8 protein-coding genes are annotated in these 13,563 nt (G+C 75.8%); 4 read left to right on the top strand and 4 right to left on the bottom strand.

Going from position 1 to position 13,563, the window contains the following annotated elements; genetic code table 11:
• Positions 1–85: 85 nt before the first annotated feature.
• The 3 genes from ACZ2G1_RS04720 to ACZ2G1_RS04710 form a co-directional block, all read right to left on the bottom strand.
• Positions 86–1,261 carry an NAD-dependent epimerase/dehydratase family protein gene (locus ACZ2G1_RS04720; protein ID WP_109268002.1) on the bottom strand — a complete coding sequence of 392 codons (1,176 nt, stop codon included), beginning with the start codon at positions 1,259–1,261 and terminating at the stop codon, positions 86–88.
• Positions 1,258–3,945 carry an alpha/beta fold hydrolase gene (locus ACZ2G1_RS04715; RefSeq protein ID WP_470377715.1) on the bottom strand — a complete coding sequence of 896 codons (2,688 nt, stop codon included), beginning with the start codon at positions 3,943–3,945 and terminating at the stop codon, positions 1,258–1,260. The genes ACZ2G1_RS04720 and ACZ2G1_RS04715 overlap by 4 nt, the downstream gene beginning before the upstream one ends.
• Positions 3,946–4,079: 134 nt before the next feature.
• A complete protein-coding gene (locus tag ACZ2G1_RS04710; RefSeq protein WP_035929796.1) occupies positions 4,080–5,105 on the bottom strand; it encodes a 3-oxoacyl-ACP synthase III in 1,026 nt (341 codons plus the stop codon).
• A 324-nt stretch (positions 5,106–5,429) separates the two neighbouring features.
• On the opposite strand from ACZ2G1_RS04710, the gene smc reads away from it, so the two are divergent.
• A complete protein-coding gene (smc, locus tag ACZ2G1_RS04705; RefSeq protein WP_470377532.1) occupies positions 5,430–9,128 on the top strand; it encodes a chromosome segregation protein SMC in 3,699 nt (1,232 codons plus the stop codon).
• A 25-nt stretch (positions 9,129–9,153) separates the two neighbouring features.
• Here the strand turns inward: smc and ACZ2G1_RS04700 are convergent, their stop codons facing one another.
• Positions 9,154–10,389 (bottom strand): MFS transporter, encoded by a 1,236-nt coding sequence (locus ACZ2G1_RS04700; RefSeq protein WP_470377531.1) that lies wholly within the window; start codon positions 10,387–10,389, stop codon positions 9,154–9,156.
• An 82-nt stretch (positions 10,390–10,471) separates the two neighbouring features.
• On the opposite strand from ACZ2G1_RS04700, the gene ftsY reads away from it, so the two are divergent.
• From ftsY to ACZ2G1_RS04685, 3 genes are all read left to right on the top strand, one after another.
• Positions 10,472–11,617 carry a signal recognition particle-docking protein FtsY gene (ftsY, locus tag ACZ2G1_RS04695; protein WP_052133099.1) on the top strand — a complete coding sequence of 382 codons (1,146 nt, stop codon included), beginning with the start codon at positions 10,472–10,474 and terminating at the stop codon, positions 11,615–11,617.
• Between the two features lie 208 nt (positions 11,618–11,825).
• Positions 11,826–13,139, top strand: coding sequence for an ammonium transporter (locus ACZ2G1_RS04690; protein ID WP_081615781.1), 1,314 nt, complete (start codon positions 11,826–11,828; stop codon positions 13,137–13,139).
• Between the two features lie 51 nt (positions 13,140–13,190).
• Positions 13,191–13,529, top strand: coding sequence for a P-II family nitrogen regulator (locus tag ACZ2G1_RS04685; RefSeq protein WP_017833766.1), 339 nt, complete (start codon positions 13,191–13,193; stop codon positions 13,527–13,529).
• The last annotated feature ends 34 nt before the right edge of the window (positions 13,530–13,563 follow it).

Below are 13,563 nucleotides of genomic sequence, written 5' to 3'. Positions count from 1 at the left end.
CCCCGGGGCGACCGCACGTGCGGCCGCCCCGGGGGTGCGCCGCGCGCAGACCGCCGACCGGCCCGCCGCCCGACGCGGCGGGGGATCAGCGGGCGGCGGTGGACCCGGTGGCGGGCATCGGGGCGTCGTGGGCGCCCAGGGGGTGGGTCCGGTAGTACTCGGCCAGCCGCGCCATGCCCTCCTCGACCGTCACGGACGGCGTCCAGTCGAGCACCTCGCGGGTGCTCTGCTGCTCGAACCAGTGGGCCGTGGACATCTGCTCGGCCAGGAAGGCCGTCATCGGCGGCTCGTCCGTCCCCGGGCGGACCGCCCACACCTTCTCGATGACCGTGCCGGCGAGGCGGGCCAGGACGCCGGGGATCCTGCGCGTGGGCGGCTCCACGCCGGCCGCCCGGCAGAAACCCGCCACGAGCTCGCCCACGGTGCGGGGCTGGCCGTTCGTGACCACCAGCGCCCGCCCGTGCGCCCACTCGATCCGCTCCAGCGCCCGCACGACCGCCTCGGCCGCGTTGTCCACGTAGGTGGTGTCGATCAGGGCCGCCCCGTGGTCCAGCAGCGGCAGCCGCCCCTTCGCGGCGCGGTCGACGATCCGCTCGACGAGCTGGGTGTCCCCGGGGCCCCACACGATGTGCGGGCGCACGGCCGTGACGCGCATCCCACGGCCGTCGGCCTCGAGCGCGAGCAGCTCGGCCGCGGCCTTGGACCGGGCGTAGTTGCCGCGGGCGTGCACGGGGTCGGCCGCCCGGGCGGGCTCGCCCACGATGGAGTCGCCCGTGTGGGCGACCGACGGCGAGGAGACGAACACCACGTTGTCCACGCCGGCCCGCCGCGCGGTCTCCAGGACCACGCGGGTGCCGGTGACGTTGGTCAGCACGAACTCGTCCCAGTCCCCGGCGAAGGAGACCTTGGCGGCGAGGTGCACGACGTCGTCGACGCCCTCCATGGCCCGCGCCACGGCGTCCGGGTCCGTGACCGAGCCCAGGACCTCCTCGACGTTCGGCTGGTCGGCCAGCGGTGCGTGCCGGCGCTGGAGCAGCCGGACCGTCCAGTGGCGGGCGGCGAGCAGCCGCGCCACGTGCTCCCCGAGCATCCCGGAGGCGCCGGTGACGAGCACCGTCCGCCCGTCGCCGGACAGCTCCTGCCGCCCGCGCTCCACCTCGTGGCTGCCGGTGCCGGCCGGCGGGGCGCCCTCCGTCACGGAGGCGTCGTAGGCGGGGACCTTGTCGTCGTGCGTGCCGTCCTGGCGGTGCTTGCCGTTCACGGGTTCCTGATCCTTCCTCCGGCCAGGGCGTGCTCCGCCCATCCGGCCAGCAGGGCTCGGTCGATCTTGGAGTTGTGCCGGATGTCGGTGGGGTGCTCGGGGACCACGAGCACGGCCGCGAGGTCCAGGCCCGTGGCCTCGCGCACGGCGGCGCGCACGGCACCGGAGAGCAGCGGGTCGGCGGGGCCCGGGCGCGGGGCCGCCGGGACGGTCTCCACGACGGCCACGGGCACCTGCGTGCCCGCCGGGCCGACCCCGACGACGGCGGTGCGGCCGACGCCGGGCACGGTCCGGGCCGCGTGCTCCGCGGCGACCGGCGTCAGCACGCCGCCGGCGGAGACGATGACGTGGGCGAGGCGGCCCTCGACCCACAGCCGCCCGGCGGCGTCGAAGTGCCCGACGTCCCCGGTGCGGTGCCAGCCGGGCAGCTGGGTGCTGAGGTGCTCCGTGTACCAGAGCCGGTCGTAGCGGTCCTTGACGTGCGGGGCGCGGGCGACGATCTCGCCGGTGACCCCGGGCTCGGTGGTGATCCCGTCGTCGGGGACGCCGTCCGGGCCCAGGGCGGTGACCCCCAGCTCGGCGCCGTGCACGGCGGTGCCCACGCACACGCCGTTGCCGGCGCCGGCCACGGCGGATCCCGCGCTGTCCAGGCCGGCCTGCCGGATGGTCCCGAGGGTCACGTCCGTGAGGGGCAGCCCCTCGGTCATCCCGTAGGGGGTGTGCAGCGTCGCCGCGGGTACGAGCTCCTGCAGCTGCTCCAGGAGCGGCTCCGGGAGGGGTGCCCCGGCCGAGAGCACGAGCTCCACGAGCTCGAGCGCCCGCCGCTGCCCCTCGTCGAGCTCGTGCCGGGTCGCGAGGACGTTGGCGATCGCCGCGGGGGAGAGGAACACGGCCGTGGCCTGGATGGCCGAGGCGGCGTCGGCCAGGGCGCGGGCGGTGAGGGTCTTCGGCGCGGTCACGTCCATGTCCGGGGTCACGGACGTGGTGCCCATGGCGGGCCCGAGCAGCGCGAAGGGCGCGAAGCCCGCCACGAGCCCCGTGCCGGCGGTGAGCCCGTACGTGCCGCGCACGGCGTCCCGCATGGCGGAGAGCTGGCGGTGGGTGTAGACGACGCCCTTGGCCGGGCCCGTGGACCCGGAGGTGAACAGCACCGCGGCGTCCGCGTCCGGGTCCGGCGCGGGCAGGTCGGCGCGCGGGGCCGAGTCCAGCAGCGCGGGGACGTCGTGCGCCACGCCGAGGGCCCGGCGGGACACGGGGTCGAGGGCCTCGAGCGAGATGCGGGTGCCCGGCCAGCCGAGGGCCCGGCCGGCGACGAGCGCCCTGCGGATGCCCACGAGCCAGGCCGGGGCGGCCCCCCGCAGCGCCCGGGTGAGGCCCTTGGGGCCGAGTCCGGAGTCCGCCACGACGACGACGGCGCCGATGCGCAGGCACGCGTAGAGCAGCGCGGTGAGGTCGGAGCCCGGCGGCACCATGAGGCTCACGCGGTCCCCGGGGCGCACCCCGATGCCGGTGAGCCCCGCGGCGAGGCGGTCCACGCGGTCGGCGAGCTCCGCCCAGCTCAGGCTCGCCCGCACCGGGGCCGCGTGCGCCCCCGCGCCCGCGTCCCCGGAGGCGGGGGCCATGTCCACGACGGCGAGGCCGAGGTCGGCCCGCCGCGCGTCGAGCTCCGCGGGGAAGGGGACGTGCTCGCCGCGGGAGACGGCGCGCCGCTGCAGGTGCAGCTCGCGGCGGCGGGGGCCGGGGCCGAAGCGGTCCGCGAGCCAGGCCATCACCGGCGTCGCGACGTCCCGGTCCTCGGGCAGCAGGTGCAGGGCTCCCTCGTAGCGGTGGACGTCGGCGTGCGGCATGCGGCGCACGAGGTCCTGCAGGTAGCGCTCCTGGAACACGGGGTCGCCGATGCCCCACAGCAGCAGGGCGGGGACCTCGCGGGCGGCCACGCCGGCGGCGATCTGCTCGTAGCGGGCGTGCGAGGGGTGGTCCGGGGCGGCCGGGATGTCGGCCACGAAGTTGCGGATCGCCTCCCGCCGGGCGCGCGTGGCGTAGGGCGCCCGGTAGGCCGCCCGCACCTCGCGGGACAGGGACGGCTCCGCCAGTGCCAGGGCCACGTCGAGGAAGCTCGTGGTCCGCTCGGTAAGCAGCCCGTGCGCGGCCGGGGCCAGTGCCAGCCGCAGCGAGGCGGGGATCCGCTCGGCGTTGTCGTGGTGGACGGCGGTGTTGGTGAGGATCGTGGCGCGGTGGACGTCCTGGTGCTCCAGGGCCCAGCCGGAGGACACGAGCCCGCCCCAGTCGTGGGCGAGGGTCACCACGGGGGCCTCGCTCGCGTCCAGGCCGAGCTCGGCCGTGAGGTCGCCCAGGTCGCGGACCCGGTCGTCGAGGCGGCGGAAGAGCCCGGTCCGCTCGGAGAACCCCATGTCGAGCTGGTCCACGGCGATCACCCGCCAGGGGTTCGCGGGGTCCGTCCCGGCGGCCAGCACGTCGCGCCACAGGTAGGACCAGGTGGGGTTGCCGTGCACGGCGAGGACCGTGCCCCGGGGGGTGAGCCCGGCGGCCTCCAGGGAGGCCGCGTTGTCGAGGACGTGCCAGCGGCGCCGCCGGCCGGGGACCGGCTCCACGGGGGCCGTCGAGGCCACCGTGACCGTGCGGGACCACGCCGGGTCCACCCCGGGCAGGGGGACCTCCGTCATGGGCAGCCGCGCCGCGTCCGGCCCTCCGGGCTGCTGGGTCGTGGACGGTCGTGTGCGTGCCATGGTCGTGGGGCTCCTCGAGGGTGCGTCTCGTGCGGGGTGTCTCGGGCGGGCGCGGCGTCAGCGCCGGCGGTTCACCAGTCGATCTCCATGTAGGTCGCGTTGAGCCCGGAGCCCACGCCGAGCAGCAGCACGCGCTCGTCGGGCCGGAGCCGCTCGGCCTCCAGGGCGAGGGTCATCGGCAGCGCGGCGGCCGCGACGTTGCCCCAGAACGGGAAGGTCAGGGGGAACTTCTCCGGGTCGATCCCGACGTCCTGGAACAGCTTGTTGGTGTGGGACATGGAGACCTGGTGGCCGATGTAGCGGTCCATGTCCGCCCAGTCCCAGCCGTCCTCGTGCGCGTCGTGCCACGCGTCCGCGAGCAGTCCCACGCCGTGCTTGAGCAGCCCCGTGGCGTCGGTGTACATGCCGTCGAAGCCCCCGATGCACAGCCCGTGGTGCTCGGTCGCGGACCGGGTCACGGACCCCGCGATGCGGTGGCCCTCCGGGTGCCGGTCGGCGGGGCCGACCACGGCGGCGGCCGCGCCGCAGCCGAGGGTCAGGGTGGCGAACTCGCGCACCACGTCCGCCCGGGTCACGTCCGGGCCCTGCAGCCGCTCGTACGTCTCGCGGTGCCAGGGGGTCGGGTCCTCGCCGGCGACGACGACGGCGTAGTCGATCGCGCCCGCGTCGATCATCGTGGACGCGATCGTGAGCCCGTTGACGAAGCCCAGGCACGCGTTGGTGACGTCGAAGTTCAGGGCGGAGGGGGCCAGGCCGAGCCGGTGGTGCACGGACACCGAGACCGCGGGCTCGTAGCCGTCGCGGGTCACCGAGGCGTTGATCAGGAGCCCCACCTGGTCCGGGCGCACGCCCGCGCGGGCGAGGGCCGCCTCGCCCGCCTCCACGGCGCCGTCGGTGAAGTGGCGCCCGGGGGCCCAGACGCGCCGCTCGTTGACGCCCGCGAGCCGCTCGAGCAGGCCCTTCGGCATCTTCAGCCGGGCGAACGTGTCCGCCAGGACCTCGTCGGCGTGGGACGAGGGCACCACCTCGTCGGCCTCGACCTTGGTGATGGCCAGGAGGGCGGCGTTGCGGTGACGGATCGAGGAATTACCGGTCAAGGTCTCTGGCTTTCGTTAGGGTCTCGCCGACGCCCCGGCCCGCCCACGGAGGGCGCGGTCGCGGGGAGGGCAGGTCGTGCTGGTCGCGGTCAGTCTACCGGCCGGTTCCGCGGCGCCGGCCGGGGCCCGGCCGTTTCTCTGTAGGCTGATCATCTTCTCCGCTCCTCGTCCCCGCTCCTCGTCTCCGCCCGCGCCCGCTCCGGGCGGGCCGGCGCTCCCTCCGGTGCGCGGCGCCCGGCCGGCGGCCGCGGGGCCGTCGGGGCGCGCGAGTACAGTGGTGGCGACCCCCTGCCCGCCACGCCCACCCCAGGAGACCGGACACCCGTGCACCTGAAGACCCTGACCGTGCGGGGGTTCAAGTCCTTCGCCTCGGCCACCACCTTCGAGTTCGAGCCCGGGGTCACCGCCGTCGTCGGCCCCAACGGCTCGGGCAAGTCCAACGTGGTGGACGCCCTGGCGTGGGTCATGGGGGAGCAGGGCGCGAAGTCCCTGCGCGGCGGGAAGATGGAGGACGTCATCTTCGCCGGCACCGCCGGCCGGGCCCCGCTCGGCCGGGCCCACGTGTCGCTGACCATCGACAACGCCGACGGCGCCCTGCCCATCGAGTACTCCGAGGTCACGATCTCGCGCACGCTCTTCCGCTCGGGGGGCTCCGAGTACGCGATCAACGGCCGGCCGTGCCGGCTGCTCGACATCCAGGAGCTGCTCTCCGACTCCGGGCTCGGCCGGGAGATGCACGTCATCGTGGGCCAGGGCCAGCTCGACCGCATCCTGCACGCCACCCCGGAGGAGCGCCGCGGCTTCGTCGAGGAGGCGTCCGGGGTCCTCAAGCACCGGCGCCGCAAGGAGCGGACGCTGCGCAAGCTCGAGGCGATGCAGGCCAACCTCGACCGGCTCGAGGACCTCACCGCCGAGATCCGCCGCCAGCTCACCCCGCTGGGCCGGCAGGCCAGGACGGCCCGGCGTGCCCAGCGGATCCAGCACGACGTCCGCGACGCCCGCGCCCGGCTGCTGGCCGACGACCTCGTGCAGGCCCGCACGAGCCTCGCCGTCGACGAGGACGCCGAGCGCCGGCTGCGCGCCGAGCGCGCCGAGGCCGAGCAGGCCCTCGACACCGGCCGCGCCCGGCAGGCCGACGTCGAGGCGCGCGCCGCCGAGGCGACCCCCGCCCTGAACACCGCGCGGGACACGTGGTACCAGCTCACCGCCGTGCAGGAGCGCTACCGGTCCCTCGCCTCGCTCGCCGCCGAGCGGCGCCGGCTGCTCGGGTCCGCGGCCGAGCCCGCGGACCCGGGGCGGGACCCGGACCGGCTCGACGCCCAGGCGGCCCGCACCCGCGAGGAGCAGCACCAGCTCCTCGAGCAGGTCGAGGACGCCGTCGACGCCCTCGCCGAGGCCATCCAGGAGCGCGAGGACGCGGAGGCCGCGGCGCGCGACCAGGACGGCGTGGTCACCGGTCTGCTCCGGGCGGCCGCCGACCGCCGGGAGGGCACGGCCCGGCTCACCGGCGCGGTCGCGGCGGCCCGCTCCCGGGTCGAGGCGGCCGAGAACGAGCTCTCCCGCCTGCACACCACCCACGCGGACGCCGGGCGGCGCCGGGTGCAGGCCGGCGCCGAGGCGGACAGCCTGGCGCTCGCGGCCCAGGACGCCGCCGGCGCCGCCGAACGGGCCCGCGCCCGCCACGAGCAGGACGCCGAGGCCGCCGCCGGCGCCCGCGCCGCCGCTCGGGAGGCCGAGGCCGCGGCCCAGGAGCTGCTGCGCGCCCACGACGCCCAGCGCGCCCGCGCCGAGACCCTGCGCGCCGCCCTGCGCCAGCCCGACGGCTCCGCGGCGGTCCTCGACGGGCACGCCGACGCCGTGCTCGGCGCCGTCGTCGACCTCGTCGACGTCGAGCCCGGCTGGGAGCGGGCGGTCACCGCCGCCATGGGCCCCTTCGCCGAGGCCCTCGCCGTGCGCTCCCACGGCGCGGCCGTCTCCGTCTTCGAGTCCCTGCGCGCCGACGGCGTGGGCCGGGTGCACCTGCTGGTGGCCGCCGGCGCCCCGGAACGGTCCGGCCCCGCCCCGGCGCTCCCCGACCGTCCCGGGGTCCGGCCCGCCGCCGCGGTGCTGCGGGACGGCGAGGGCGCCGGCCCGGGCGACGACGACGCGCGGCGCGGAGCGGCCGCCGTCCGGGCCCTGCTGGCCGCGACCGTGCTCACGGAGGACGCCGCCACGGCCGCCCGGATCGTGGCCGACCGGCCCGAGCTGACGGCCGTCACCCGGGGCGGCGACGTGTTCACGGGCAGCAGCGCCTGGGGCGGCGCCGCGGAGGCGGCCGGCACGCTCGAGACCCGCGCCGCGGCCGAGGCCGCCGAGGCGGAGCGGGCCGAGCTGGGCGCGGCCCTCGACCGGGCGCGGGCCGCCTCCGGCGCGGCGGCCGCGGCGCGGGACACCGCCCGCCGGGCCGCCGAGGAGACCGCGGGGCTGCTGCGCGCCGCCGAGCGCACGGCGGACCGGGCCGCGTCCGAGCTCTCCCGGGTCCGGGCCGTGCTGGACTCGGCCGAGGCGGAGACCCGGCGCTACGACGAGCAGGTCGCGGCCGCGCGGGAGCACCTGGCCCGGGAGCAGGAGCGGCTGCGCGAGGCCGCCGAGCGGCTCGGGGCCGCCGAGGAGCACGGCGAGGAGGACACCGAGACCGTCCAGCTCGAGGCCGCCGCCCGCCGCGACGAGCTGCACCGGGCCGCCACGACGGCCCGCACCGCGGAGACGGAGGCCCGGCTCGCCCTGCGCTCCCTCGAGGAGCAGGCCCGGGCCCTCGGCAACCGGGCCGCGTCCCAGGAGCGGGCCGCCGCCGCCGAGCGCCGGGCGCGGGAGGAGGCGGAGCGGCGGGCCCGGCGCCGCCGGATCCAGGCCCGCAACGCCGAGGCGGTGCTCGCCGGCGCCGAGCAGCTGCTCGAGCTCGTGGCGGCGTCCGCGGCGGTCGCCGCCGCGGAGCGGGACCGGGCCGAGGCCGTCCGCGCCGGGCTGGACGCGGAGCTGACGGACCTGCGCGCCGCCAACGACCGGCTCGCCGCGCGGCTCGCCGGGCTCACCGACTCCGTGCACCGGGACGAGCTGGCCCGCACCCAGCAGCGCGCCCGGATCCAGGCCCTGGAGGACCGCTCCCTCGAGGAGCTGGGGCTCACCCCGGACGCGCTCGTGGAGCACTACGGGCCGCACTTGCTGATCCCCGACCCCGACCTCGACCCCGGCGCCGACAGCGGCCCCGGGGCGCCGGAGGGCAACGGGCGGGCGGGCACCGCGCCGGCTGCGGCCCAGGACGGCCAGGACGCCCTGTTCGGCGTCGCGTCCGGCGACCCGGCCGAGGCCGCGGGAGGCGCCCCCTACGTGCGCGCCCAGCAGGAGGCGCGGCTGCGCCGGGCCGAGAAGGAGCTCGCCTCCCTGGGGCGGGTGAACCCGCTGGCGCTGGAGGAGTTCGCCGCCCTCGAGGAGCGCCACCGCTTCCTGGCCGAGCAGCTCGAGGACCTCAAGCGCTCGCGGCAGGACCTGCGCAGCATCATCCGCGACGTCGACGAGCACGTGGAGCGCGTCTTCGCGGAGGCCTACGCCGACACCGCCCGGGAGTTCGAGGGCGTCTTCGCCACCCTGTTCCCGGGCGGGGAGGGCCGGCTGCGCCTCACCGACCCCACAGACATGCTCAGCACCGGGATCGACGTGGAGGCGCGCCCGGCCGGCAAGAAGATCAAGCGGCTGTCCCTGCTCTCCGGCGGGGAGCGGTCGCTGACGGCGATCGCGCTGCTCGTGGCGATCTTCAAGGCCCGCCCCTCGCCCTTCTACGTCATGGACGAGGTCGAGGCGGCCCTCGACGACCGCAACCTCGGGCGGCTGCTGAGCATCTTCCGCCAGCTGCAGGAGACCTCGCAGCTGATCATCATCACCCACCAGAAGCGGACCATGGAGATCGCCGACGCCCTCTACGGGGTCGCGATGCGCGGGGACGGCGTGACCACCGTGATCGGGCAGCGGCTCGCCGAACTGCGCTGAGCCCGCCGTGCTCGTGTCCGGGGCGCTACTGCCCGGCGCCGCGCACGGGCGGGGTCTCGGGCCGCTCCATCGTGTCCCGCACCGGCAGCCACGCCCCGGCGGCCAGCAGCATGATCGCCCCGGAGACCCCGAAGGCCCAGCCGAAGCCCGCGGCGTCCGCCAGCGCACCGGCCACCACGGGGCCGAGGATCTGCCCGGCGTCGGCGCTCATCTGGAACCGGGCCAGCACCGGTCCGCCGGCCCGGTCCGGTCCGATGACGTCGGCCACGGTCGCCTGCTGGCCCGGGTTCAGGGTCCCGGAGCCCATCCCGGCCACGAGCGAGAGGACCACGAACCACGGGACGTCCTGGACCAGGCCCAGCCCCATGGTCGCGACCCCGTTGAGCACCAGGCCCGAGAGCACGAGCGGCCTGCGCCCGAACCGGTCCGTGAGCCGGCCGGTGACCGGCAGGGTCATCGCGTTGCCCGCGGCGTAGACCGCCAGGGCCAGGCCGGCCACGGCCGGGCCGGCCCCCAGCACGGCCACCGCGAACAGCGGCACGAGGGCCACCCGGATCCCGTGGGCGGTCCACCCGTTGGCGAAGCTGGAGACCAGGGCGGAGCGGTAGGCCCCCACCCGGCGCGCCTCGGCCACGGTCATCACCGGCTGGTTCCGGCGGTCCGCGCCGCCGCCGAGCACCTCGTCCTTGAGCCGGAAGTGCACCACGGCCACGGCCACCAGCAGCGACACCGCGTAGATCAGGAACGGCGCCTGCATGCCGAAGCCGGCGAGCAGGCCGCCGACCACGGGGCCGAGCACCCCGCCCACCAGGAACGCAGAGGCGTAGTAGCCCGAGACGCGCCCGCGCATCCGCGGCGGCGCCAGCCGCACGATCAGCCCCATCGCCGAGATCGTGAACATCACCGAGCCGATCCCGCCGAGGCCCCGGAACAGCAGCAGCTGCCAGTAGGTCTGGGCGAAGGCGGTGGCCGCGGAGGACAGCGCGACGATGAGCACGCCGGTCACATAGGTCGGGCGCTCGCCGATCCGGTTGAGGATCCGCCCGCCCGCCGGCGCGAAGAGGAGGCGGGCCACGGCGAAGACGCTGACCACGGCCGAGGCCGCGGCCACCCCGACCCCGAAGGTCGTGGCGAACTGGGGGAGCACCGGGGCCACGATGCCGTAGCCGATCGCGATGACGAAGGCGGCGGCGATGAGCACCGTGATCTGCTGGGGAACGCGGTCGCGCTCGGGCGCGGCGGCGGCGGGCTGGACAGGCACCCGTCGAGTCTAGGACCCCGGGCGGCTACCCGGCCCCGCGGCCCCCGGCCCGGAGACCGGGCGGTGTGAGAAGCTGGGCGACGTGGATTCGATACCCGTTCTCGCATACGTGCTCATCGCCGTCGTGGTCCTCGGTCTGCTCGGGCTGGTCCTGCTGCGGGGGCCCAAGGCGCCCCGCGGCGGCTACCCCTCCACCCGGGACCCCGACGACCTCGAGGGCGGCCCCGTCGCGGCCCCCGGGGACCTGGAGCCCGGCACCGCTCCGGTCCCGCCCGCCGACACCCGGCCGGCCCTCGACCGCCCCGAGTCCGCCGCGTCCCGGATGGCGCGGCTGCGCGGGCGGCTGGCCAGGTCCAACAACGTCTTCGGCAAGGGCCTGCTGGCCCTGCTCTCGCGCGACCGCATCGACCAGGACGTGTGGGACGAGATCGAGGAGACGCTGCTCCTCGCCGACCTCGGCACCGACTCGTCCATGGCCCTCGTCGAGGCCCTCCAGCGCCGGGTCAAGGTCGAGGGCACCAACGACCCCGCCCACGTGAAGGCCATGCTCCGGGAGGAGCTCCTCGCACTGGTCGACCCGTCGATGGACCGGTCCCTGGCCGTGGAGCGAAAGGGGCCGGTCCCCGCCGTCGTCCTCGTGGTGGGCGTCAACGGCGTGGGCAAGACCACCACCGTGGGCAAGCTCGCGCGCGTGCTCGTCGCCGAGGAGAAGGACGTGGTGCTCGGCGCCGCGGACACCTTCCGCGCCGCGGCCGCCGACCAGCTCTCCACTTGGGGCGCCCGCGTGGGCGTGCCCACCGTGCGCTCGCACGTCGAGGGCGCCGACCCCGCCTCGGTGGCCTACGACGCCGTGACCGCCGGCATCGAGCACGAGGTGGACGTCGTGATGATCGACACCGCCGGCCGGCTCCAGAACAAGGCGGGGCTGATGGACCAGCTCGGGAAGATCAAGCGGGTCGTGGAGAAGGCCGCCGCCGTCGACGAGGTGCTGCTCGTCATCGACGCGACCACCGGGCAGAACGGCATGACCCAGGCGCGGGTCTTCGCCGAGGTGGTCGACGTCACCGGCATCGTCCTCACCAAGCTGGACGGCACCGCCAAGGGCGGCATCGTGGTCGCCATCCAGAAGAGCCTCGGGGTGCCGGTCAAGCTCATCGGCCTCGGCGAGGGACCCGACGACCTCGCGCCCTTCGAGCCCGAGAGCTTCGTGGACGCCCTGCTCGACTGATCCGTCCCCCTTTTCCCCCACACGCCCGCCGCAGTTCACGTGCTCGTAACCATTGCGGCGGGCGTGAAACATGTCCGCAACCCCGCGCGGCGGCAGGCGAAACATCTCTCTCGGAGACTCGACAGTGAACGGTGAGCACCGGACGGCCCCTCGGGGAACGGGCCAGTGGCACCGGTGACCTGACAAGCTTCAGAGAGAGGTGCACATCGTGGAAATCACCGCTGGACACGTGTGGACGATCGTGGCGGCAGCCCTGGTCTTCTTCATGACCCCCGGACTGGCCCTGTTCTACGGAGGGATGACCCGCGCCAAGGGCGTCCTGAACATGATGATGATGAGCTTCATCTCCATCGCGTTCGTCTCCGTGGTGTGGGTCCTGTGGGGCTACTCCATGAGCGGCGGGGACCCGCTGCTGGGCGGACTCACGGGCAGCCCCGTGCCGTCCTTCGCCCTGGCCGACATCATGGGCACCGAGGACCTCCTCGGCGCCGCCTACGGCGGGACCTTCGCCATCATCACCGTCGCCCTGATCTCCGGGGCGATCGCAGACCGGGCCCGCTTCGGCGCCTGGGCCGTGTTCGTGCCCGTCTGGGCCACGCTCGTCTACGCCCCCCTGGCCTACATGGTCTGGGGCGGCGGGCTGCTCACCGAGGACGGCGCCGTGGGCTCCGCGATCGGCGAGGCCATCGACTTCGCCGGCGGCCTCGTGGTGCACATCAACGCCGGCGTGGCCGCGCTGATCCTCATCATGATCGTCGGCGCCCGCCAGGGCTTCGGCAAGGACCCGAGCCAGCGCCCCCACAACCTGCCGCTCGTGATGCTCGGCGCCGCGATCCTGTGGTTCGGCTGGTTCGGCTTCAACGCCGGTGCCGCGGGCACCGCCGAGCAGGCCGGCCTCATCTGGATCAACACCCTCGTGGCCCCCTCCGCGGCCATGCTGGGCTGGCTGCTCACCGAGCGCATCCGCGACAAGCACGCCACCTCCCTGGGCGCCGCCTCCGGCGCCGTGGCCGGGCTCGTGGCCATCACTCCGGCCTGCGCCAACGTCTCCCCGGTCTGGGCGATCGTGATCGGCTTCGTGGCCGGCATCTGCTCCGCCCTCGCCGTGGGCCTGAAGTACCGGCTGCGCATGGACGACTCCCTGGACGTCATCGGCGTGCACCTCGTCTCCGGCATCGTCGGCACCGTGGCCCTGGGCTTCGTGGCGCTGCCCTCCGAGGGCACCGCGGGCCTGTTCTACGGCGGCGGCTTCGGCCTGCTGCTCACCCAGGTCGTCGCGGTGCTGGTCTCTGTCCTGTACTGCGCCGTGCTCACCTTCGTCATCGCCATCGCGATCGACAAGACCATCGGCTTCCGGATCACGGAGCGGGACGAGATCGACGGCATCGACATCACCCAGCACGCCGAGTCCGGCTACGCCCTGGCCGGGGACGCCACGGGCTCCTTCAGCCCCGGCCGGCACGCCGCGGGCGAGGACGCCTCGTCCTTCGAGCCCGGCCGCTCCGAGCCGGTGCACAGCTGAGCCGTGCGGCGACCGCCGGCGCATTCCCTCCTCACGAAAGGCATCCCTTCCATGAAACTCGTCACCGCGATCGTGCGCCCCGAGAAGTTCAAGGACATCAAGTCCGCCCTCGAGTCCTACGGCGTCCAGGGCATGACGGTCCAGAACGTGCACGGCTACGGGCAGCAGCGCGGGCACACCGAGGTCTACCGCGGCGCGGAGTACACGGTGGACCTGCTCGAGAAGGTCCGGGTCGAGATCCTCGTGGACAACCACCAGGCCACGGACATCGTCGACGTCATCGTCTCCTCCGCGAACACCGGCCGCGCCGGTGACGGGAAGGTGTGGGTCACCGACGTGCACCAGGCCGTGCGCGTGCGCACCGGCGAGCGCGACGAGACGGCGCTCTGACCCCACCCGTCCCGACGGCCGGCCCCCTCCACCG

This window comes from Kocuria sp. KKT182 (assembly GCF_055635395.1).
Note: the sequence above shows the minus strand (reverse complement) of the source record. Positions and strands in the feature narration are given on the sequence as shown.